The organism is Microbacterium meiriae (genome assembly GCF_040702565.1).
Classification (GTDB): domain Bacteria; phylum Actinomycetota; class Actinomycetes; order Actinomycetales; family Microbacteriaceae; genus Microbacterium; species Microbacterium meiriae.
Genome location: NZ_JBFBLJ010000001.1, coordinates 325025 through 344516, shown reverse-complemented (window position 1 = coordinate 344516; position 19492 = coordinate 325025). Strand labels below are relative to the sequence as shown.

The 19492-nt window shown below is 72.5% G+C and carries 19 protein-coding genes; 5 read left to right on the top strand and 14 right to left on the bottom strand.

Annotated features, from left to right (window positions below; genetic code table 11):
* Positions 1 to 25 precede the first annotated feature (25 nt).
* The 8 genes from AB0310_RS01630 to AB0310_RS01595 form a co-directional block, all read right to left on the bottom strand.
* Positions 26 to 1345, bottom strand: coding sequence for a S8 family serine peptidase (locus AB0310_RS01630; protein ID WP_187663581.1), 1320 nt, complete (start codon positions 1343 to 1345; stop codon positions 26 to 28).
* Complete coding sequence (locus tag AB0310_RS01625; protein WP_259952143.1) at positions 1342 to 1884, bottom strand: DUF501 domain-containing protein; 543 nt, start codon at positions 1882 to 1884, stop codon at positions 1342 to 1344. Before AB0310_RS01625 ends, AB0310_RS01630 begins: the two co-directional genes overlap by 4 nt.
* Positions 1885 to 1932: 48 nt before the next feature.
* Positions 1933 to 2361: an FtsB family cell division protein gene (locus tag AB0310_RS01620; RefSeq protein ID WP_313366437.1), complete on the bottom strand. Its 429-nt coding sequence runs from the start codon at positions 2359 to 2361 to the stop codon at positions 1933 to 1935.
* 182 nt (positions 2362 to 2543) lie between these two features.
* Positions 2544 to 3824 (bottom strand): phosphopyruvate hydratase, encoded by a 1281-nt coding sequence (gene eno / locus AB0310_RS01615; RefSeq protein ID WP_187663578.1) that lies wholly within the window; start codon positions 3822 to 3824, stop codon positions 2544 to 2546.
* A 112-nt stretch (positions 3825 to 3936) separates the two neighbouring features.
* Positions 3937 to 4596 (bottom strand): O-methyltransferase, encoded by a 660-nt coding sequence (locus AB0310_RS01610; protein WP_187663577.1) that lies wholly within the window; start codon positions 4594 to 4596, stop codon positions 3937 to 3939.
* Positions 4597 to 4600: 4 nt separating this feature from the next.
* On the bottom strand, positions 4601 to 5569 hold the full coding sequence (locus AB0310_RS01605; RefSeq protein ID WP_366236448.1) for a CPBP family intramembrane glutamic endopeptidase: 969 nt from the start codon (positions 5567 to 5569) through the stop codon (positions 4601 to 4603).
* Entirely contained in the window at positions 5566 to 6621 is a 1056-nt protein-coding gene (locus AB0310_RS01600) for an SdpI family protein (protein WP_366236447.1), read from the bottom strand. Before AB0310_RS01600 ends, AB0310_RS01605 begins: the two co-directional genes overlap by 4 nt.
* A complete protein-coding gene (locus AB0310_RS01595) occupies positions 6608 to 7015 on the bottom strand; it encodes a GntR family transcriptional regulator (RefSeq protein ID WP_187663574.1) in 408 nt (135 codons plus the stop codon). Before AB0310_RS01595 ends, AB0310_RS01600 begins: the two co-directional genes overlap by 14 nt.
* A gap of 99 nt (positions 7016 to 7114) precedes the next feature.
* Here AB0310_RS01595 and AB0310_RS01590 point away from each other — a divergent pair, with 99 nt between their 5' ends.
* Together AB0310_RS01590 and AB0310_RS01585 are read left to right on the top strand one after the other, a co-directional pair.
* Positions 7115 to 7585 carry a PaaI family thioesterase gene (locus AB0310_RS01590; RefSeq protein ID WP_187663573.1) on the top strand — a complete coding sequence of 157 codons (471 nt, stop codon included), beginning with the start codon at positions 7115 to 7117 and terminating at the stop codon, positions 7583 to 7585.
* A 41-nt stretch (positions 7586 to 7626) separates the two neighbouring features.
* Positions 7627 to 8865, top strand: coding sequence for an APC family permease (locus tag AB0310_RS01585; protein WP_315637508.1), 1239 nt, complete (start codon positions 7627 to 7629; stop codon positions 8863 to 8865).
* A gap of 6 nt (positions 8866 to 8871) precedes the next feature.
* Here AB0310_RS01585 and AB0310_RS01580 read toward each other — a convergent pair whose 3' ends face one another.
* Complete coding sequence (locus tag AB0310_RS01580) at positions 8872 to 9651, bottom strand: AraC family transcriptional regulator (protein WP_366236446.1); 780 nt, start codon at positions 9649 to 9651, stop codon at positions 8872 to 8874.
* 93 nt (positions 9652 to 9744) lie between these two features.
* Here AB0310_RS01580 and AB0310_RS01575 point away from each other — a divergent pair, with 93 nt between their 5' ends.
* Complete coding sequence (locus AB0310_RS01575; RefSeq protein WP_187663570.1) at positions 9745 to 10272, top strand: VOC family protein; 528 nt, start codon at positions 9745 to 9747, stop codon at positions 10270 to 10272.
* Here the strand turns inward: AB0310_RS01575 and AB0310_RS01570 are convergent.
* The 4 genes from AB0310_RS01570 to nhaA form a co-directional block, all read right to left on the bottom strand.
* Entirely contained in the window at positions 10241 to 11044 is an 804-nt protein-coding gene (locus tag AB0310_RS01570; protein WP_366236445.1) for an SGNH/GDSL hydrolase family protein, read from the bottom strand. The two genes, AB0310_RS01575 and AB0310_RS01570, sit on opposite strands and share 32 nt — an antisense overlap.
* 60 nt (positions 11045 to 11104) lie before the next feature.
* A complete protein-coding gene (gene hisS, locus AB0310_RS01565) occupies positions 11105 to 12355 on the bottom strand; it encodes a histidine--tRNA ligase (RefSeq protein ID WP_366236912.1) in 1251 nt (416 codons plus the stop codon).
* A 67-nt stretch (positions 12356 to 12422) separates the two neighbouring features.
* Positions 12423 to 13085, bottom strand: coding sequence for a nucleoside triphosphate pyrophosphohydrolase (locus AB0310_RS01560; RefSeq protein WP_366236444.1), 663 nt, complete (start codon positions 13083 to 13085; stop codon positions 12423 to 12425).
* A 19-nt stretch (positions 13086 to 13104) separates the two neighbouring features.
* A complete protein-coding gene (nhaA, locus tag AB0310_RS01555; RefSeq protein WP_366236443.1) occupies positions 13105 to 14271 on the bottom strand; it encodes a Na+/H+ antiporter NhaA in 1167 nt (388 codons plus the stop codon).
* Positions 14272 to 14445: 174 nt separating this feature from the next.
* On the opposite strand from nhaA, the gene AB0310_RS01550 reads away from it, so the two are divergent.
* Positions 14446 to 17202 carry a phosphoenolpyruvate carboxylase gene (locus tag AB0310_RS01550; protein WP_522727331.1) on the top strand — a complete coding sequence of 919 codons (2757 nt, stop codon included), beginning with the start codon at positions 14446 to 14448 and terminating at the stop codon, positions 17200 to 17202.
* A gap of 132 nt (positions 17203 to 17334) precedes the next feature.
* Positions 17335 to 18705, top strand: coding sequence for an NADP-specific glutamate dehydrogenase (gdhA, locus tag AB0310_RS01545; protein WP_071328131.1), 1371 nt, complete (start codon positions 17335 to 17337; stop codon positions 18703 to 18705).
* Positions 18706 to 18779: 74 nt separating this feature from the next.
* Here gdhA and AB0310_RS01540 read toward each other — a convergent pair whose 3' ends face one another.
* Positions 18780 to 19376: a gamma carbonic anhydrase family protein gene (locus tag AB0310_RS01540; protein ID WP_025103909.1), complete on the bottom strand. Its 597-nt coding sequence runs from the start codon at positions 19374 to 19376 to the stop codon at positions 18780 to 18782.
* Between the last annotated feature and the right edge of the window lie 116 nt (positions 19377 to 19492).

Sequence of the window (19492 nt, the reverse complement as noted above, 5' to 3'; positions counted from 1 at the left end):
AGTGCTGTTCTGAGGCACAGAAGAACTACTCCTCGGAGTCGGGATTGTGGCGTACGGGAACGCGCGCCGATCGGATGCGCCGGGCAGCTGCGGTGACGCCAAGCGCTACCAGGATACCAGGGACCGTGAGGGCGATGAGCGGCAGGGTACCGTAGCGCAGGGAATCGGCGCTGGGAAGCAGCGGTGAACCGGGCTCGGTCGGTGCATCCGCATCCGGCAGCGGCGGGATGTCCACGGGGGCAAGGGTGGGCTCGGGGGTCGGCGCGCTGTCCGCGCGGCGGAACAGCCGCACCCATTCGGCCAGGTCGCCCATCGGGTTCTCGCTGACGGTCGGGATGTTCGCCGAGATCGCCGCGTCCGCGTCCACGAGCCCGAAACCGTACAGCGGGTCGCGTGGCTTCTGCGCATCGGCCACCGGCATCGCCGTCTTGATGATGCGGTTGATGACGTCGTTGGCCGAGATGTCGGGATGCGCCGAGCGGATGAGTGCGGCGACACCGGCCACGATGGGGGCCGCGCCGCTGGTCCCGCTCCAGGAGACGACCTCGCCGTCCGCGGACACGCCGAGCAGGCCCTCGCTCGGCGCCGAGATGCCGATGGTGATGCCCTGGGTCGAGGCCTCGATGCTGGCCGTTCCGGTCTGGTCGACACCGCCGACCGTGAGCACGCCGGGGATCGTGGCGGGAGCGCCGATGATGTTCGTGCCGCTCCCCCGGTTGCCGGCCGCGACGACGACCACGACATCGTGCTCGAAGGCGTAGAGGAACGCGTCGTCCCAGCTCTCGTCCCAGTCGAGGGTGTTCGTCGTGAACGACAGGTTGATGATGTCGGCGCCGTGATCGACCGCCCATCGGATGCCCTTGGCCACCTGCTCGGTGAACGGCACGGCCGCCGCGGCGCCGAAGCCGACCGAGACCGAGAGCAGGTCCGCCTCCGGGGCGACGCCGATCATCCCGGTGCCGTCGGGCTTGCCTCGCCCGGCCGCGAGCGACGCGACCCAGGATCCGTGGTTGCCGTCCACCGCACCGAGCGGCGTGCGGCCGTCGGGGGTGCCGGCTCCGGACACGTCGGTGCCGCCGACGACCGCCTCGCCGAAGACCTGCGGCACCTTGCCGATGCCCGTGTCGATGACGGCGATGGTCACGCCCTCGCCGCGCGTGGTCTGCCAGGCCTCCCTGATGCCGGCGCCGTCCAGCCAGTACTCCGCCGCGCGGATCGGGTCGGCGGGGTCGTCGGCGACCGGCGGCGGCGTGGGGGTCGGCGTGGCGGTCGACCCGAGGAGCAGGACGGATGCCGCCACCGCCACGAGGGCGACGGCGCCGCGCAGCACCCGCCGCCGCGTCATGCCGAGCGTGCCGGATCGTCGCGGAGGGCGGCGCCGGGCTCCTCGCAGCGGCACACCTCGGGAGACCAGGAGCTGCGGGCGAGCGCGGCGTCGCCGATCGGATTCACACCGGCACCCGCCGCCAGGGCGTGCCCGGCGAGCGCGTGCAGGCACTTCACCCGCGTGGGCATGCCTCCGGCAGAGATCCCGTCGATCTCGGGCACCTCGCCGAACTGCGCCCGGTCCGCGAGATAGGCCTCGTGCGCCGCCTGATAGGCCGCGGCCACGGTCTCATCCTCGGCGAGCAGCCCCGCCAGCTCGGGCATGACCTGGTTCGCCTCGAGCGTGGACATCGCCGCCGTCGCGGCCGGGTGCGTCAGGTAGTAGAAGGTGGGGAACGGCGCGCCGTCCGGCAGGCGCGGAGTGGTGGCCACCACCGTGGGGTTGCCGCATCGGCAACGGGCCGCGATGCCGACGACTCCGCGGGCGGGCCGTCCGAGCTGGGTCGACACGACGGCGAGCTCGGCGGAAGTGGGCGCGGGGAACGGCGGAGTGGTCACCCCACCAGCGTAGGGGAGCCGTCCGGGAGGATGCTCGGAGCCGGACCCTCAGCCGGCGGTGGCGGCGGTGTCGCTCAGTCCCGCGGAGACGAGGGTGCGCAGCAGCTGCGGCATCCAGTCGGCCGGCTTCTCCTCGAGCGTGTCGCTCACCGGCTCCTGCTCCCGCGGGAGGGCGGAAGGATCGAGGTCGTTGTCGATGAGGTACACGACCTCGCCCGGCTTGACGTAGTAGAGCCGCTCACGGGCCTGCGTCGTGATGTACGCGGGGTCGTCCCACCGCTCCCGCTCCGCGGTCAGCGCCGCGATCTCGCCTTCGCTCACCTGCACGGACTGCTCCAGCGCGGCGATCTTCTGCCGCTGGTCGATGAAGGTCCCGAGCGTGGGGACGAGCACCCAGGCGCCCAGCACGACGAGGGACAGCATGATCACCGAGAACGCGGACAGCCGGATGCCGGATGCCCACTCGCGCACGTCCACGCGTGGCGCGGTCGTGGCGGCCTCGCGGGGCCGTCGCGACCTGGACGATGCGGGGCGGGCAGGGGCCGCCCCGGGAGACGGCGAAGGAGGAGCCGGTCGTCGTGCCACGGCTCCTCCTTCGTCTCTGCCGCCTTCCGGGCGGCGCGGTCGTGCCGCGGAAGCGGCGTCGCTGTCTCGGGCGCTCAGGCCCGGTAGCGCGGGAAGGCCGAGCGGCCGGCGAAGACCGCCGCGTCGCCCAGCTCCTCCTCGATGCGCAGCAGCTGGTTGTACTTCGCGACGCGCTCGCTGCGCGCCGGGGCGCCCGCCTTGATCTGGCCGGCGTTCGTCGCGACCACGAGGTCCGCGATCGTCGTGTCCTCGGTCTCACCCGAACGGTGCGAGAGCATGGCGGTGTAGCCCGAGCGCTGCGCGAGGCTCACCGCGTCGAACGTCTCGGTGAGCGTGCCGATCTGGTTGACCTTCACCAGGAGCGAGTTGGCGACGCCGCGCGTGATGCCGTCGGCCAGACGCTGCGGGTTCGTGACGAACAGGTCGTCGCCGACGAGCTGCACCTTCGAGCCCAGGGCGTCGGTGAGGTGCTTCCAGTTGTCCCAGTCGTCCTCCGCGAGGGCGTCCTCGATCGTGACGATCGGGAAGTCGTTGACGAGACCGACGTAGTACTCGGTGAGCGCCTCGGCGTCCCAGTCCTTGTTGTCGAGACGGTAGACGCCGTCGGTGAAGAACTCGGTGGCAGCGACGTCGAGGCCGAGCGCGATGTCGGTGCCGGGGGTGAAGCCCGCCTTCTCGATCGCCTTGACGAGGAAGTCGAGGCCCTCGCGGTTGCTGGGCAGGTCGGGGGCGAAGCCGCCCTCGTCGCCGAGACCGGTCGCGTAGCCCGCGGCCTTCAGCTCGGCACGCAGCACGTGGTAGGTCTCCACGCCCCAGCGCAGCGACTCGGAGTAGGTCTCCGCGCCGATGGGCGCGAGGAAGAACTCCTGCATGTCGATGCCGTTGTCGGCGTGCTCGCCGCCGTTGATGACGTTGAACAGCGGCACGGGCAGCACGTGCGCGTTGGGACCGCCGAGGTAGCGGAACAGCGGCAGGTCGGCGGAGTCGGCGGCCGCCTTGGCCACGGCGAGGCTCACGCCGAGGATGGCGTTGGCGCCGACGCGCTTCTTGTTGTCCGTGCCGTCGACCTCGATGAGGATCTCGTCGACGATGCGCTGCTCGCTCGCCTCCACGCCCTCGATGGCCGGGCCGAGCTCGTCGATGACGGCCTCGACGGCCTTGAGCACGCCCTTGCCCGAGTAGCGGCTCTTGTCGCCGTCGCGCAGCTCGTACGCCTCGAAGGCGCCGGTCGAGGCGCCGGAGGGGACGGCCGCGCGCTGCACGATGCCGTCGTCGAGGAGCACCTCCACCTCGACGGTCGGGTTTCCGCGCGAGTCGAGAATCTCGCGTGCGCCTACAGCCTCGATCAGTGCCACTGATGTGCTCCTTGTTCAGGATGGAAGGGTGTGTGGAGCGTCGTCGATCCGCGCCCAGTCTATCCCCGGCATCGGACGGCTCCCGGAGATGAAGCGGCGCGATGCGCCGGAGTCACACGACGAGGGCGAGCGCGATGCCGTCCCACCCCTTGATCCCGACCGTCTGCAGCGCCGTGGCGTCGAAGCGCGGGTCCTCCCCCAGCATCCGAAGGCCCGCACGGGTGCCGTTGACCTTGGAGTCCGTCGAGTCGTCGCGGACGATCTCGCCGTCGCGGCCGATGTTGTCGAGCACGACCACGGTGCCGGGGTGACCGAGCTTCGCGGCCCAGTCCAAGTAGACGGTGTTCGACTCCTTGTCGGCGTCGATGAAGACCAGGTCGAAGGCGCCGGTGAGGGTCGGCAGCACGTCGGCTCCGCGCCCGATCCGGATGTCGACCCGATCCCCCACTCCGGCGGCATCGATGCTCGCGCGGGCGACGGCGGCGTTGTCGGCCTCCGCCTCGATCGTGACCACTCGTCCGTCCGGTCCCACCGCTCGCGCCATCCAGATCGTCGAGTAGCCGCCGAGGGTGCCGATCTCCAGCACGCGGCGCGCACCGCTCATCCTCACGAGGAGATTCAGCAGCTTCCCCGCGACCGGGGCGACCTCGATCTCGGGGAGCCCCGCGGCCCGCTGCGCCTCGAGCGTCGCCTCCAGGGCCGGGTCCGTGCCCACGAGCGTGTCGGCGAGGAAGGTGTCGGCGCGGGCCCAGGCGGCGGGAGTGGATTCCATGTGCTCAGCCAACCCCCGGCGCCGGTCGGCCGTCAAGCGTCGGCGGGGCCGGAGGGGTCCGCGGCGCGGCGAGCTCCGGCTGACGGCGGAACTGCCCGGTGAGCGCCAGGACGAGGGCCACGACGGCGGCGACGATCCAGCCCGCCACGCCGAGCGGCCCGGCCAGGGCGAGGTCGGGCTGCACGGCGGCGACGATCATGATCATGCCCGCGGCGGCGTTGAGGGATCCATGCGCGACGACCGCCGGCCACAGCGAGCCGGAGCGCAGCCGGAGCCAGCCGAACAGCACGCCCCACGCCACGCAGCCGCCGATCATGAACAGCACGCCGGTGACGTCCGTCCGGCCGAAGTTGTAGCCGAGCAGGATGACAGGGCTGTGCCACAGCCCCCAGATCGCTCCGGTGAGCAGGAGCGCCGGCCAGGTGCCGAGCGGACGAAGCGCCGGGAGCAGCCAGCCGCGCCACCCGAGCTCCTCCCCGAAGGCGAGCACGCTGTTCACGAGGGCGCCGACGGGGATCGCCGCGAGCTGCGCGAACACGACCACGCCGACCGGCGGCACGGGTGCGCCCGCAGGGAGGGCCTCGGCGAGCTGGTCCGCGAACGCCGAGAAGGTGAGGTCGAGTCGCACCCACCCGAGCACGGCCGCGAAGAGGATGCCGAGGGCGACGAGCACCGGCGGCACGAGCCAGGCCGCGACCAGCAGGCCGACGACGCGCTTCGCGGGCCGCAGGGGCCACATCCCGAGGAAGCGCGCGCGGACGCCCTTCTCCGGCACGCCCGTGGTGAGCATGACGACGAGCACCGCGGCCGCCGGGGTGAACATCATCACGGGAAGGATCGCCCCCGCGAAGGGCTCGGCGAGGCCGTCGCCGAGCCAGAGGGGCAGGCAGACGAGAGCGGCGAGCCCGCAGGCCGTGAGGGTGAAGATGAGGACGGCGCGCCACGGGACGCGCGTCGGTGTCGTGGTGGTCATCGCTCCGTCCTCTCCGTCTCCCCGGAGACTGCAGGCCCCGCAGACCGGTCCACGTACGTCTGCAGGAGCGCTGCCGCCTCCTCCGCGCCGTCGATCGTGATGACGAAGGGACCGTGGTCGCGGCGATGCACCTCGATCGCCGGCCCCTGCCGCATCACGATCCCGCTGCGGCCGTCCGGGGCGAGACGCCAGCCCCAGCCGCCGAACTCCCCGAAGGGCGAGATGCGCACGGCCCGGACCGAGACGATCTCCGCCACCGGGATGGTCCTGCGAGGCCACCCGATCACGGCGCGGGCGTCGATGCCGTCCGGCGTGACACGCACCCGGAACGACGTGGTCGCCGCCAGCGCGAATCCGACGACGAGCGCCACCAGGGCCGAGACCCAGGCCATCGGGGTTCGGGTGACGACCATGATCACGGCGAGCGCCACGAGCCCGAGCAGCACGAGCAGCAGGAAGACGAGAGCACCGGTGGGCATGGTCGTCGTCCCCACCCACACGACGCGCTCCCCCTCGCCGACCCGCACGTCGTGTCGCGGCGTGAGGGCGGCGCCGGGGATCGCACGGACGCGCGGCTGCACGAACCACGCCATCGCGCCCACGCCGAGCAGGGCCGCGAAGGCCAGCCCCATCACCCCCGCGATGCCAGGGACGTCACCGGCGGGCGGCAGGTCGCGCTGGATCGCGAGGGAACCCAGGCAGATCACGGCCGCGAACGCCGACATGCCGGCTGCGGTCGCCCCGAGCAGCCGGGCGGTGGCGCCCCAGTGCGCCCCGACGGCGACGAGCGTCGTGATGGTCAGGAGCACCGGGATGCCGAGACCGACCCCGAGGAGCACCCAGAGGTAGGTGGTTGCCGGGCCGAACCCGTCCGCCCCGTCGGCGCCCCAGTGGATCGCGACGTCGGCGGGGAATGACGGGAGCCAGGTCATCAGCACGAGAGCGGAGATCGCGACGATGAGCACGGGGAGGACCGACGCCACGAGGACGAAGGCCCGTCGCGCGCGGCGCAGGGTGGCCGGAGGGGTGCGAGTGGGGTCAGGCGTCGTCATCGGGGGCCTCCTGGGGAGTCGCGGCGGGAGTGGGCGGTTCGGCTTCTGCGCGGTGCGTGCGGACGATTCCGGCGAGAGTGTCGGCGGAGACCCCCAGGGCGGCGGCCCGTCGGATCAGCCCGTCGATCTCGTGCGAGAGCTCCGCGAGGGGCGCGGCGGAGGCGGCGATCACGGCGCCCCTGCCCCGCCGGAGGTCGACCAGGCCCTCGTCGCGCAGGCGCTGGTAGGCGTGCAGGACGGTGTGCTGGTTGATGTCGAGCGCAGCCGCCACGTCGCGGGCGGCCGGCAGACGGTCGCCGGGCGCGAGGGCTCCGGAGAGGATGTCGGCGCGCACCGAGGCGGCGACCTGGTCGTAGAGCGCGTGCGGGCTGTCGACATCGACGCGGATGAGCATGGCGCCTCCCTTCCCTAGTTATTCTATGTGAACTAGAACAACTGTGCCAACCCTCCAGTCGTCTTCGTCGCAGCCGCGCGCATCCTCCACACTGACCTCATGCGCATCACGCCCCGCCGCCTCGCCCTCGGCATGAGCCTCTGGATCCCCAACCTGTGCAGCGGCATCCGTGTCCGCCGGTTCAGCGACGACTGGACGCGCGCGACCGTGGAGCTGCACGTGAACCTCCTCACCCGCAACTATGTGAAGACCGCGTTCGGCGGGTCGATGTCGGCGATGACCGACCCCTACTTCTTCATGCTCGTCATGCACCAGCTCGGGCGGGACTACGTCGTATGGGACACGCGCGGCGAGATCGAGTTCCTCAAGCCGGGGCGTGGGGTGCTGACCGCGGAGTTCGAGGTGACGCGGGAGAAGGCCGAGGAGTTGCGACAGCGTGCCCACGGCGGGGCCAAGGTGCTCGAGTGGTTCGAGACCGTCATCACCGATCGCCACGGGGACGTCGTGGCGAAGGTGCGCCGCGAGGTCTACATCCGCGAGAAGAAGCGCGTCACCGCCGCGCGGGGATGACCCGTCACCCGCCGTTCACCCCGGCGTGGGACGATGACCGGATGCCCCTCGCCCGCCGCCTGACGCTGCCGGACGCCGTAGCGATCGGCCTCGGATCGATGATCGGCGCCGGCGTGTTCGCGGTCTGGGGTCCGGCCGTCGACGTCGCCGGAAACGCGACGCTCGTCGCCCTCGCGATCGCCGCCGCGGTCGCCTACGCGAACGCCACCGCCTCCGCGCAGCTCGCCGCTGTGCACCCGGTCGCCGGCGGCACGTACGCGTATGCGCGGGCGGAGATCGGACCGTGGTGGGGCTTCGTCGCCGGATGGAGCTTCGTGATCGGCAAGATCGCGAGCTGCGCCGCCATGGCCATGACCTTCGCCGCCTACGCCGCGCCGGCGGGATGGCAGACCCCCGTCGCCGTGATCGCCGTCGCCGCCCTCGCGGTCGTGAACTGCCTGGGCGTGACCCGGACGGCGCTGGCGACCCGCATCCTCGTGGCGTGCTCCCTCCTCGGGCTCGCGGTCGTGGTGGCGGTCGGCTTCGGCGCCGCCCCGACCGCCTCGCCCGCACCGCTGCCTGACGCGACCGTCTACGGGGTGCTGCAGGGCGCCGGGCTGCTCTTCTTCGCCTTCGCGGGCTACGCCCGGATCGCCACGATGGGCGAGGAGGTGGTGGACCCCGCGCGGACGATCCCGCGCGCGATCGTGCTCGCTCTCGGCGGCGCCGTCGTCGTCTACGCGCTCGTGGGCCTCGTGGTGCTCCTCGTCCTCGGCGGCGACGCGCGGGGAGCGGCCGCGCCCCTGGCCGACGTCCTGACCGCGGCCGGCTGGTCGGCGTTCGCCCCCGTGGTGCGGATCGCCGCGGCGGCCGCTTCCCTCGGCGCGCTGCTCGCCCTGCTCACCGGCATCGGCCGCACGACGCTCGCCATGGCGCGGGAAGGCGATCTCCCTCGGGTCCTCGCCCGTATCGACGACCGGCACCAGGTGCCGCGCCGTGCCGAGATCACCCTCGCCGTCATCGTGATCGGGCTGGTGCTCGTGGGAGACCTCCGGGAGGTGATCGGGTTCTCGTCCTTCGGCGTGCTGCTGTACTACCTCATCGCGAACGCCGCCGCGTTCCGCCAGCAGGGGGCCGCCCGACGCTACCCGCGGATGCTGCAGGTGGGAGGAGCGCTCGGCTGTCTCGTGCTGGTGAGCACGCTCCCCGTCCTCGCCTCGCTCCTCGGCACAGGCGTTGTGCTGCTCGGCATCGCCGGACGGGCCCTGCGGATGCGGTGGCCGCAGCGCGGGCGGCCCTGATCGGTCTCAGCCGGAGACACCCGCGCGATAGTCGCGGGGTGGCAGACCGAGGACGGCCGCGAAGTCGCGCGTGAGATGGGCGTGGTCGGCGTACCCCAGCGCGGCGGCGAGCGACGTCAGATCCGTCTCCGGCTCCTCGCGGAGACGCTGTGCCGCCTCCTGCAACCGGCGGCGGCGGATGATCGCGCCCGGCGAGAGCCCGACGGTGCGGTGCGTGAGCCGCTGCAGCGTGCGCACCGAGACCGCGAGTCGGGTCGCCGCCTCCTCCGGAGTCAGCGCCGCCCCCTCCCCCAGCAGCACGTCGAGCATCGCGTTGGCCTGCCGCCCCACCGCGCCGACCGGGCCGACGCGCTGAGACAGCCACGCGGAGAAGACCGCGACGGCGCGCTCCCGTCGCCCGGGCTGTGACCGCATCGCCGCCGTCACCCCCTCGTGCAGATCGGGGGCGTCGAAGGACCGCTCCGCGTCGACCAGACCCGGCGCGTCGTCGGTGAGGGCCACGACGGCCGCCGGGCGCAGGAGAGCGCCGACAGCCCACCCCGACCCCCGCAGCTCCCTGGTCGACGCCCGTGTCGTGGCGCCCGAGATCGACACGCCCTCGGGGGCGACGACGAGGTTGACGGCCGGATACGAGACGATCTCCTGCCGGGATACCTCGCCCTCCGGGAGGCTCCACTCCGGGATCCAGAACCAGGCGACGAGCGCGGCGGCGTCTTCGGGCGGGGGCAGCCGATGGAACGCGGGCAACCGCGCGGGGTAGAGCACTCCGCGCGTCCGGTCCACCATGGCCCCCAGCGTAGAGCGCGCCACCGACGTGTCGTCGAGGACGTGTCGCGGATCTTCAAGCGGCTGTCGCCCTCCCCGTCCTACCGTGGCGACATGACGGATCAGACACCTCCGGCCGGCGTGACCGGCGCGCACACGACCGACGGCCGCCCCCACAGCGCGACCTCGCTGACCCCCTTCCTCGCGATTCCCGACGCCGCTCGCGCCGTGGAGTTCTACCGGGACGTCTTCGGCGCCCGCGTGGTCGACGTCACGGAGTTCGGCGGCACCGTCGCGCACGCCGACCTCGACTTCGGACTCGGTCGGCTCCAGCTCGGCGAGCCCAGTCCCGAATATCACCTCGTGCCCGCTCCCTCCGGCGACGACGACTGCTATTCGATGGGCCTCTACGTCCCGGATGTGGACGCCGTGGTCGCGCGCGCCGTCGAGGCGGGGGCGACCGTCCGCGAGGCGCCGTCCCTGTTCGTCTCCGGCGACCGCTACGCGAGCATCCGCGACCCGTTCGGCGTGCGGTGGTCGATCATGACGCGCGTGGAGGATCTGTCCGACGAGGAGAGCGCCCGACGGGTGGCCGCGTGGGCTGCCTCCTTCACTGCGGCACCGCAGGGCGCCGAGAGCTGAAAGCGGCCACGGCGGCGCGCTCGACCGCGGGCAGCAGCGCCTCCGCGGTGCGGCGGTAGCCGAGGGCGCTCGGATGGAAGCGGTCGAGGCTGAACATCTCCTCGGGCTCGTCGAAGAACATCGGCCCCACGGCGCGCCGCAGGTCGACCGTCTCCGCGCCCTCTCGGCCTGCCGCCTCCGCCTGCACCTCGGCCAGCCGCCGGGACAGACCGGAGGCGATGCGGCGCAGCGGCTGGGGCACGGCACGCAGGGCGCCGAGGTCGGGGCAGGTGCCGACGACGACGCGGGCGCCGAGCGCGTGCAGGCGGACGATGGCCTCGCGCAGATGCCGTGCCGACTCCGCGGGCGGGAGGCGGTGGGTGACGTCGTTTCCGCCGACCACGATCACGGCGACGTCGGGGCGATAGTCCGTGGGGAGCCGGGAGATCTGCCCGGCGAGATCCCGCGACTCCGCGCCCACGACCGCGGCGGTGCGCAGCCGCACCGGACGCCCGAGTCGGCGTGCCGTCGCCTTCGCGAGCCGCGCCCCGAGGGTCTCCTTCCGCCGTGCCGCTCCCAGGCCGGCGGCGAGGGAGTCGCCCAGCAGCAGGAGGTCGAGCGGCTCGCCCTCGAGCCCTGGGCGCCAGACACGGTCGGCGTCGAGCGACTGCTCCCCCAGCGGCTTCCCGATGCGCCGGCGCGCGACGGCGGCCTGCCGGTCGAGGACCGTGCGGGCGCCCACGAGCAGGGCCGCGGCGAGCGCGATGACGGTGAGGAGAGGCAGGCGGCGCACGGCCCGATTCGAGCCGACCGCCGTGAACGTCCGGTGAACGCGTCTTCCGACGGGGGCGACTCAGGCCAGCGTCTTGATCTCGAGCTCGTCGTCTCCCGGTCGCACGCTCGCGAAGTGCGTGTACCCGTCCGCTGCCGACCGTTCCAGCAGCGCCTTGAAATTCTTCGTCCGCTGCTCGAGTCGCACCCGCGCGCCCTTGGCGACGAGAGCCGTCTTGTGCGCCACGAGCTCCGCCACGGGGACGGCGGCGTCGTGGACGAGCACGATGGCCTGCGCGGCGGTCGCCGGATCCGTCGAGACGAGGTCGACCAGGCGCTCGAAGCCGAGGGAGAAGCCCACCGCGGGGACCTCCTGCTGCAGGAACCGGCCGATCATGCCGTCGTACCGTCCACCGCCGCCGAGCGAGTACGTCACGGAGGGGTGCGCGAGCTCGAAGATGGTCCCCGTGTAATAGCCCATGCCCCGCACGAGGAAGGGGTCGAACACGAGAGGGATGTCGTCCTGCCCGCGCCCCGCCGCGACCGCCTCGCCGATGCCGACGAGGTGGGCGACGAGCTCGTCCGGCGCGCCGTCCGGGAGCGCCTTGCGGATCTGGCGGTCGCCGAACGGGTGGTACTCGAGCGTCTGCGGGCGACCGAGGAAGGCCTGGAACGCGTCGACCGCCGTGGCCGTCGCCCCCCGCTCGCGGAGCTCGGCGGCCACGCCCTCCGGTCCGATCTTGTCGAGCTTGTCGATCGTGATCAGCACCTGCGGGCGCTCGTCCTCGGTGAAGCCGAAGTGCTCGAGCATCCACTCCAGGACGCGGCGGTCGTTGATCCGCACGCTCGCGCCCTCCAGACCCAGCGCGTCGACGGTGTCGAGCGAGGCCGCCAGCAGCTCGGCCTCCGCGCGCGCCGACGCGTCGCCGATGATGTCGATGTCGCACTGGACGAACTGGCGGTAGCGCCCCTTCTGCGGGCGCTCGGCCCGCCACACGGGCCCGATCTGGATGGACCGGAAGACACCGGGGAGCTGCCCGCGGTTGCTCGCGTAGAAGCGGGCGAGCGGCACCGTCAGGTCGTAGCGCAGGCCGAGATCGGAGAGCTCGGCGGGGTCATCGGCAGCGGCGCGGATGGCCTCCGCATCCAGGCCGCGGCGCAGGATGTTGAACGACAGCTTCTCGTTGTCGCCGCCGATGCCGGCATGCAGCCGGTCGTACTCCTCGACCACGGGGGTCTCGATCTCATCGAATCCGTGCGCGCGATAGCGGTCGCGGATGACGGAGAGCACCCGCTCACGGCGGGCCTTGTCGGCGGGGAGGAAGTCGCGCATGCCGCGCGGCGCGTTCACGGTAGCCACCCGTCCATCTTCCCAGGTCGGCGGCGGTGTCCGCGTCGCGTCAGCCGGCCTCGGCGGCGCGGACCTCGTCCTCCAGGCGCGTCAGCCGTTCCCGGAGCGCGCGCTCCGCGTCCCAGCCCTCGGCCCTGGCGGTGTCCACGAGGGCGAGGAGGGCATCGCCGAGTTCCTCCTCCGAAGACGGGCGCAGGGCGGACGGATGCGTGGGCGCCACGCCGGCACCGGCGGCACGGCCCGACATCTTCTGGGCGCGGGCGAGGGCCGGCATCGCGCGCGGGATCCCGTCGAGCACGCTGCGGCGGGTGCGCTTCTCCGCCGCCTTCGCCGCGTTCCAGTGCACGAGCACCTCCTCCGGCGTCTCCGCGACCTCGTCGCCGAACACGTGCGGGTGCCGCCGCACCATCTTCTCGGTGAGCGTGCGGGCCACATCGTCGATGTCGAAGGGGTCGTCCGGATCCTGCGCCGCGATGGCGGCGTGGAAGAGCACCTGCCACAGCAGATCGCCGAGTTCCTCGCGGAGGTCGGCGCGAGACCCGTCCTCGACCGCGTCGATCACCTCGTGGGACTCCTCGATGAGGTACGGCACGAGATCGCGATGTGTGATGCGCTGCGACCACACGCACCGCGCCCGCACCGTGCGCATAGTCTCCGCGGCCGCACGCAGCGGATCATCGATGCCGTCGGGGCCTCGCTGCTCGCTGGTCATGCTTCCTCCGGACTCCGGCTCACGCGGGGATGGGCGCAGCGCGACGGTACCACCGGGCGCGCAGGGTGACGACGATGCCGGACAGGATCAGCGCGAGCAGCGAGCCCACGAGGACGCCGAGGATCGCCTGGTCCCGGATGACCGCATCGCCCTCGAACGCGAGGTTCGCGAGCAGGAGCGAGACGGTGAACCCGATACCGCCCAGGGCGCCAGCGGCGACGATGTCCGCGAAGGGCAGCGCCGGGTCGGCGTCCTTCGGCCGGATGCGCATGGCGAGCCAGCCGAACAGGGAGATGCCGATGATCTTCCCGACCGGCAGCGCCACGACGATCGCCCAGAACGCCGGGGACAAGGCCGTCGGCGAGACCGCCGGGATCACGACGAACGCCGCCACGAACGCGAACAGCGGCAGGATCGCCCCGTTCACGGTCGGCTCCAGCGCATGCCGGGTGCGTCCGGCGGGTACCGGCGCCATGACGAGGCCGAGCATCACGCCGGCGATGGTCGCGTGGATGCCGGACGAGGCGACGAGGCCCCACGTGACGACGCCGACGACGGCCATCGCGACCGCGACGAGTGTGTGGCCGGTCGCATGCAGCAGGCGGCTCAGCAACCAGAACACGGCCACCCCGACGATCGCGAGACCGAAGAGGAGCCACTGCACGTCGTGCGCGAAGAGCACCGCGATGAAGATGATGCCGATGATGTCGTCGAGGATCGCAAGGGCCAGCAGGAACACCCGCACCCGGGAGGGCAGTCCGCGACCGAACATCGCCAGCACGCCGAGTGCGAAGGCGATGTCGGTGGCGGTCGGGATCGGCCAGCCCGACGCCGTCTCCGGCCCGCCCGCGATCAGCAGGTACACGAGGATCGGCACGAGCACGCCGCCGGTCGCCGCGATGGCCGGCTGCACAGCCTTCCGCGGGGAGTCGAGCTCGCCGTGGGTGAGCTCGTGCCGCAGCTCGATCGCCACGACGAGGAAGAAGATCGCGAGCAGGCCGTCCGACACCCAGTGCGCGATCGAGAGGTCCAGCGCCGTCCCTGGGACCGCGAGATGCGTGTCCAGCAGTCCGGCGATCGCGTCGTGCGTGGGCAGGTTCGCGAAGAGGAGGCCGAGGCCGGCGGCCACGAGCAGGAGGACGGCGGGGAACTGCTGCCCGCGGAGGGGGTTCGCTGTGATGCGCATCCCGTCCATCGTAGGCCGGGATGTCACACGGTCGTCATGCGTGCGGGACACCCCGATCCACCCGGCTACTCTCGGAGGGTGACCCCCGATTCCCCCGCTTTCTCCGAGCCGACGCCCACCGAGGCCATCCGCGTGATCGGTCGTTTCGAAGCCGGTCGCGGCATCCCCGATGCCATGCGCTCCGACGTGCGGATGCTGGGCCAGCTCCTCGGCCAGGTGCTCCGCGAAGCCGGCGGCGACGACCTCTTCGAGGACGTCGAGCGCCTGCGCCTCGCGACGATCCAGGCCTACGAGGACCACAGCTCCGACGCGTTCGACCGCGCCGCGGCGATCGCCGACTCCTTCACGATCGCCCGCGCCGACGAGGTCGCCAGGGCGTTCACCTGCTACTTCCACCTCGTGAACCTCGCCGAGGAGCACCAGCGCGTGCGCGTGCTCCGGGAGCGGGCGGGACAGCCGAGCCCTTCGACAGGCTCAGGCCCTTCGACAGGCTCAGGGACCCAGGGGGGCACGGGCCCTTCGACAGGCTCAGGGACCCAGGGGGGCACGGGCCCTTCGACAGGCTCAGGGACCCAGGGGGGCACGGGCCCTTCGACAGGCTCGGGCCCTTCGACAGGCTCAGGGACCCAGGCGACGGACACGGTCGCGGGGGCGTACGCGCGGTTGCGCGAGGAGGTCGGCGACGACGAGGCCCGCCGGCGTCTGGACGGCCTGCGCTTCCACCCGGTCTTCACGGCGCACCCGACCGAGGCCCGTCGACGCGCCGTATCGTCGAGCATCCGCCGCCTCTCCGAGCTGCTCACCCAGCACGACGCGGCGAGCGTCGGCGGCTCCGAGGAGCACCGGGCCCGCCGCCGGATGCTCGAGGAGATCGACACCCTCTGGCGGACGGCGCCGCTGCGGGCACAGAAGCCCTCCCCGACCGACGAGGTGCGCACCGTCATGGGCGTCTTCGACGAGACGCTGTTCACCACGGTCCCGCATGTCTACCGCCGCATCGACGACGCCCTCCGCGGTGAGGAGTCCGGCGCCAGCGCTCCGGTCGTCCCCGCGTTCGTGCGTATCGGCTCCTGGGTCGGCGGCGACCGCGACGGCAACCCGTTCGTCACGGCCGCCGTGACCCGTGAGGCGTCGCAGATCGCCTCCGACCACGTGCTCCGTGGGCTCGAGCGGGCACTCGACCGGATCGGCCGCACCCTCACGCTCGCCGCCGACGACACCCCGCCCAGCACCGACGTCATCGCGCTCTGGGAGCGTTTCGCGGCCGCAGAGCCGGCGGTCGCCGACGAACTCGCAGCCCGCTCGCCCGACGAGCCGCACCGCCGCGTCGTCCTCGTCATGGCCCGCCGCGTGGCGGCCACCCGCCGCGGAGACGACGAGGGCTACACCGGTCCGGAAGAGCTGCTCGCGGAGCTGAGCGCCGTGCAGTCCTCCCTCGTCGCCGCCGGAGCCCGCCGCCACGCCTTCGGGGGCGTGCAGCACCTGATCTGGCAGGTCGAGACCTACGGCTTCCACCTCACGGAGCTCGAGGTGCGCCAGCACTCCCAGGTGCACGCGAAGGCTCTGGCCGAGTTGGAGGCCGGCGGGGCGATCAGCACGCAGACGGAGGAGGTGCTGGAGGTGTTCCGCGCGATCGCGGACATCCAGCGCGACCGGGGGCTTCGCGCCGCGGGCCGCTACGTCGTCTCCTTCACACAGGCGGCCTCCGACCTCGCGAACGTGCACCGCCTCGCCCGCCACGCGCTCGGCGACGACGCCCCGGTGCTCGACGTCGTGCCCCTGTTCGAGACCTTCGCCGACCTCCAGGCCGCCCCGGAGATCCTCGCCGAGGCCGTCACCTTCCCCGAGTTCCGCGAGCGGATGGCCGCAACAGGGAACCGGCTGGAGGTCATGCTCGGCTACTCCGACTCCTCCAAGGACGTCGGGCCCGTCGCCGCGAACCTGGCGCTGTACACGGCGCAGGAGAAGATCGCCCGCTGGGCGCAGGAGTCCGGCATCGAACTGACCCTCTTCCACGGCCGCGGCGGTGCGCTCGGCCGCGGCGGCGGTCCCGCGAACTCGGCGATCCTCGCGCAGCCCCCGCACTCGGTCGACGGCCGGTTCAAGCTCACCGAGCAGGGCGAGGTCATCTTCGCCCGCTACGGCGAGCCCGCGATCGCGATGCGGCACATCGACCAGGTCGCCGCGGCGACGCTGCTCGCCTCGTCCCCCACGGTCGAGGAACGCACCAGCAGCGCAGCAGCCCGCTACGCCGATGTCGCCGCGACCATGGACGCCGCCTCGCGCGAGCGGTTCTTCGCGCTCGTCAAGGCCGAGGGCTTCGCCCCGTGGTTCGCCACCGTGACCCCGATGGAGGAGATCGGCCTGCTCGCGCTCGGCTCGCGACCCGCCCGCCGCGGCCTCTCGGTCGAGTCGCTGGAGGACCTCCGGGCCATCCCCTGGGTGTTCGCGTGGACGCAGGCCCGCATCAACCTCGCGGGCTGGTTCGGGCTCGGCACCGCGCTCGAGGCCGTCGGCGACGAGGAGCTGCTGGCGGAGGCCTACCGCGAGTGGCCGCTGCTGCGCACGATGGTCGACAACGTCGCGATGAGCCTCGCCAAGACCGACGAGCGCATCGCCCGGCAGTACCTCGCCCTCGGCGACCGCGACGACCTCGCCGCCCTGGTGCTCGACGAGCTCGCGCTCACCCGCCGCTGGGTCATCCGCCTCACCGGTGGCGAGGGCCTGCTGGAGAACAAGCCCGTGCTGCAGCGGGCCGTGCAGCTGCGCAGCCCGTACGTCGACGCCCTCTCGCTCCTGCAGCTGCGGGCGCTCCGCGCTCTCCGGTCGGCGCCGGAGCAGCCGGAGGGATCGGGGGCCGACGCCGAACAGCAGCGCCTGCTCCTCCTGTCCGTCAGCGGGGTCGCCGCCGGCCTGCAGAACACCGGGTGACCCGAGCCCTCCCGCCGCGTGCGCGGAGGCCCTCGTCGCCGACGCTAGAGTGAAACCTCCGCCTCACCCGGCTCTGCTTTCGCGCGCGACACGATCGCCCGCACCCCATCCCCCATCAGAAAGCCCTCCCGCGTGACCGTCACCACCCCCACCGACTTCCACCCGCTCGCCGACTCCGTGCAGCCCGTCTTCGACACGGTGCTGGCACGCAGCCCGCACGAGCCGGAGTTCCACCAGGCCGTCCACGAGGTGCTGCACTCCATCGCCCCGGTGCTGGAGCGCCACCCGGAATACGTGGACGGCGGGATCCTGGAGCGCCTGGTCGAGCCGGAGCGGCAGATCATGTTCCGCGTGCCGTGGGTCGACGATGCCGGAAAGCTGCAGGTCAACCGCGGGTACCGCATCCAGTTCTCCTCCGTGCTCGGCCCGTACAAGGGCGGCCTGCGGTTCCACCCGTCGGTCAACCTCTCGATCATCAAGTTCCTCGGCTTCGAGCAGATCTTCAAGAACGCGCTCACCGGTCAGGGCATCGGCGGCGGCAAGGGCGGCTCCGACTTCGACCCGCACGGGAAGTCCGACGCCGAGGTCATGCGGTTCTGCCAGTCCTTCATGAACGAGCTCTACCGGCACCTCGGCGAGCACACCGACGTCCCCGCGGGTGACATCGGCGTCGGCGGCCGCGAGATCGGCTACCTCTTCGGCCAGTACCGCAAGGTCACCAACCGCCACGAGTCCGGCATGTTCACGGGCAAGGGCACCGGCTGGGGCGGCGCCGAGGTGCGGACGGAGGCCACGGGCTACGGCGCGGTGTTCTTCGCGCAGGAGATGCTCGGCGTGCACGGCGACTCCCTCGACGGCAAGCGGGTCGGCATCTCGGGCTCCGGCAACGTGGCGATCTACGCGATCCAGAAGGCCGCCCAGCTCGGCGCGACCGCGGTCACGGCGTCCGACTCCTCCGGCTACGTCGTCGACGACGCGGGCATCGATCTCGACCTGCTGCGTCAGCTCAAGGAGGTCGAGCGCGCCCGCATCGTCGAGTACGCCAACCGCCGCCCCAGCGCCCGCTTCGTGGAGAGCGGCAGCGTGTGGGAGGTGCCCGTGGACATCGCGGTGCCCTCCGCCACGCAGAACGAGGTCAGCCTCGCCGACGCGGAGGCCCTCATCGCGAACGGCGTGCGTGCCGTGTCCGAGGGCGCCAACATGCCGTGCGTCCCCGAGGCGGTCGAGGCCTTCCAGAAGGCGGGCGTGCTGTTCGCCCCGGGCAAGGCAGCGAACGCGGGCGGTGTCGCGACCTCCGCGCTGGAGATGAGCCAGAACGCCTCGCGGCAGCGCTGGAGCTTCGGCGACAGTGAGAACAAGCTCCGCGAGATCATGGGCGACATCCACCGTGCCGCCTTCGAGGCCGCCGAGCGTCACGGAGTCCCCGGCGACTACGTGGCCGGCGCCAACATCGCCGGCTTCGAGCGCGTCGCTGCGGCGATGCTCGCCCAGGGCGTCATCTGACCCGGTTCGAATCGCCTGATTGGTCGTGAATCCGGCCGGAATGCGACCAATCGGACGATTCGAAGGGTGTGCGGTCAGACCTGGCGGTCGTCGGCGTGCCGCGCGAGGGAGCTGCCGTAGCGCTCCGTGAGCTGGACCATGAGGTCGGGAGTGTCCCGGTCGACGCCGAAGACGTGTCCGGGGAAGTCGAGCTCGGGCTGTGCCGCCGCGATCTCCGCGTCCCTGTCGGGCGAGAGCAGCTGCACGGGATCCCCCACCGCGACCCAGCCGATCGGCACCACCGTCCCCGACGGCAGCACGGCCCGGCGATGCACGATGGCGTTGACCCGCACCTCGCAGCGGTCCCCGACGAGCGCCCCGTTGAAGACCCGGGCCCCGGACGCGAAGAACACCTCCTCGCCCACGGTGGCCCCCGCGATGCTCGCCAGCGTGCCGACGAGGGTGTGCGCCCCGATGTGGACGGCGTTGGCCGCGGTCGCCCTGATCAGCGCGTTCTCCATGACGATGACGTGCGCCCCGAGGGTGATGGGGCCGCCCTCCGCGGTGATGACGGCGCCGTGCAGCACCTGGCAGCCGGGCCCGAGCTCCACGTCGCCGGAGATGACGGCGGTGGGAGCGACGACGGCGGTGTCGTGGATGCGGGGGCGAGCCCCGAGGTGCTCGTACAACATGCGGCCAGACTAGCCCCCGGCGTCTGCGGCGTGCACGACTTCGGAGATCACCACCGACACGCCGGACCCGAGCCGCCGGCGACGGCGTGTCGTCCGCGGGCTCCGCAGTCGTGCAC

Bases quoted from the DNA above. Each gene is read 5' to 3' on its own strand.
- AB0310_RS01630 (WP_187663581.1), bottom strand. From the start codon at position 1,345: ATGACGCGGCGGCGGGTGCTGCGCGGCGCCGTCGCCCTCGTGGCGGTG.
- AB0310_RS01610 (WP_187663577.1), bottom strand. From the start codon at position 4,596: ATGGAATCCACTCCCGCCGCCTGGGCCCGCGCCGACACCTTCCTCGCC.
- AB0310_RS01605 (WP_366236448.1), bottom strand. From the start codon at position 5,569: ATGACCACCACGACACCGACGCGCGTCCCGTGGCGCGCCGTCCTCATC.
- AB0310_RS01600 (WP_366236447.1), bottom strand. From the start codon at position 6,621: ATGACGACGCCTGACCCCACTCGCACCCCTCCGGCCACCCTGCGCCGC.
- AB0310_RS01595 (WP_187663574.1), bottom strand. From the start codon at position 7,015: ATGCTCATCCGCGTCGATGTCGACAGCCCGCACGCGCTCTACGACCAG.
- AB0310_RS01590 (WP_187663573.1), top strand. From the start codon at position 7,115: ATGCGCATCACGCCCCGCCGCCTCGCCCTCGGCATGAGCCTCTGGATC.
- AB0310_RS01585 (WP_315637508.1), top strand. From the start codon at position 7,627: ATGCCCCTCGCCCGCCGCCTGACGCTGCCGGACGCCGTAGCGATCGGC.
- AB0310_RS01580 (WP_366236446.1), bottom strand. From the start codon at position 9,651: ATGGTGGACCGGACGCGCGGAGTGCTCTACCCCGCGCGGTTGCCCGCG.
- AB0310_RS01575 (WP_187663570.1), top strand. From the start codon at position 9,745: ATGACGGATCAGACACCTCCGGCCGGCGTGACCGGCGCGCACACGACC.
- hisS (WP_366236912.1), bottom strand. From the start codon at position 12,355: ATGCGCGACTTCCTCCCCGCCGACAAGGCCCGCCGTGAGCGGGTGCTC.
- AB0310_RS01560 (WP_366236444.1), bottom strand. From the start codon at position 13,085: ATGACCAGCGAGCAGCGAGGCCCCGACGGCATCGATGATCCGCTGCGT.
- nhaA (WP_366236443.1), bottom strand. From the start codon at position 14,271: ATGCGCATCACAGCGAACCCCCTCCGCGGGCAGCAGTTCCCCGCCGTC.
- AB0310_RS01550 (WP_522727331.1), top strand. From the start codon at position 14,446: ATGCGCTCCGACGTGCGGATGCTGGGCCAGCTCCTCGGCCAGGTGCTC.
- AB0310_RS01540 (WP_025103909.1), bottom strand. From the start codon at position 19,376: ATGTTGTACGAGCACCTCGGGGCTCGCCCCCGCATCCACGACACCGCC.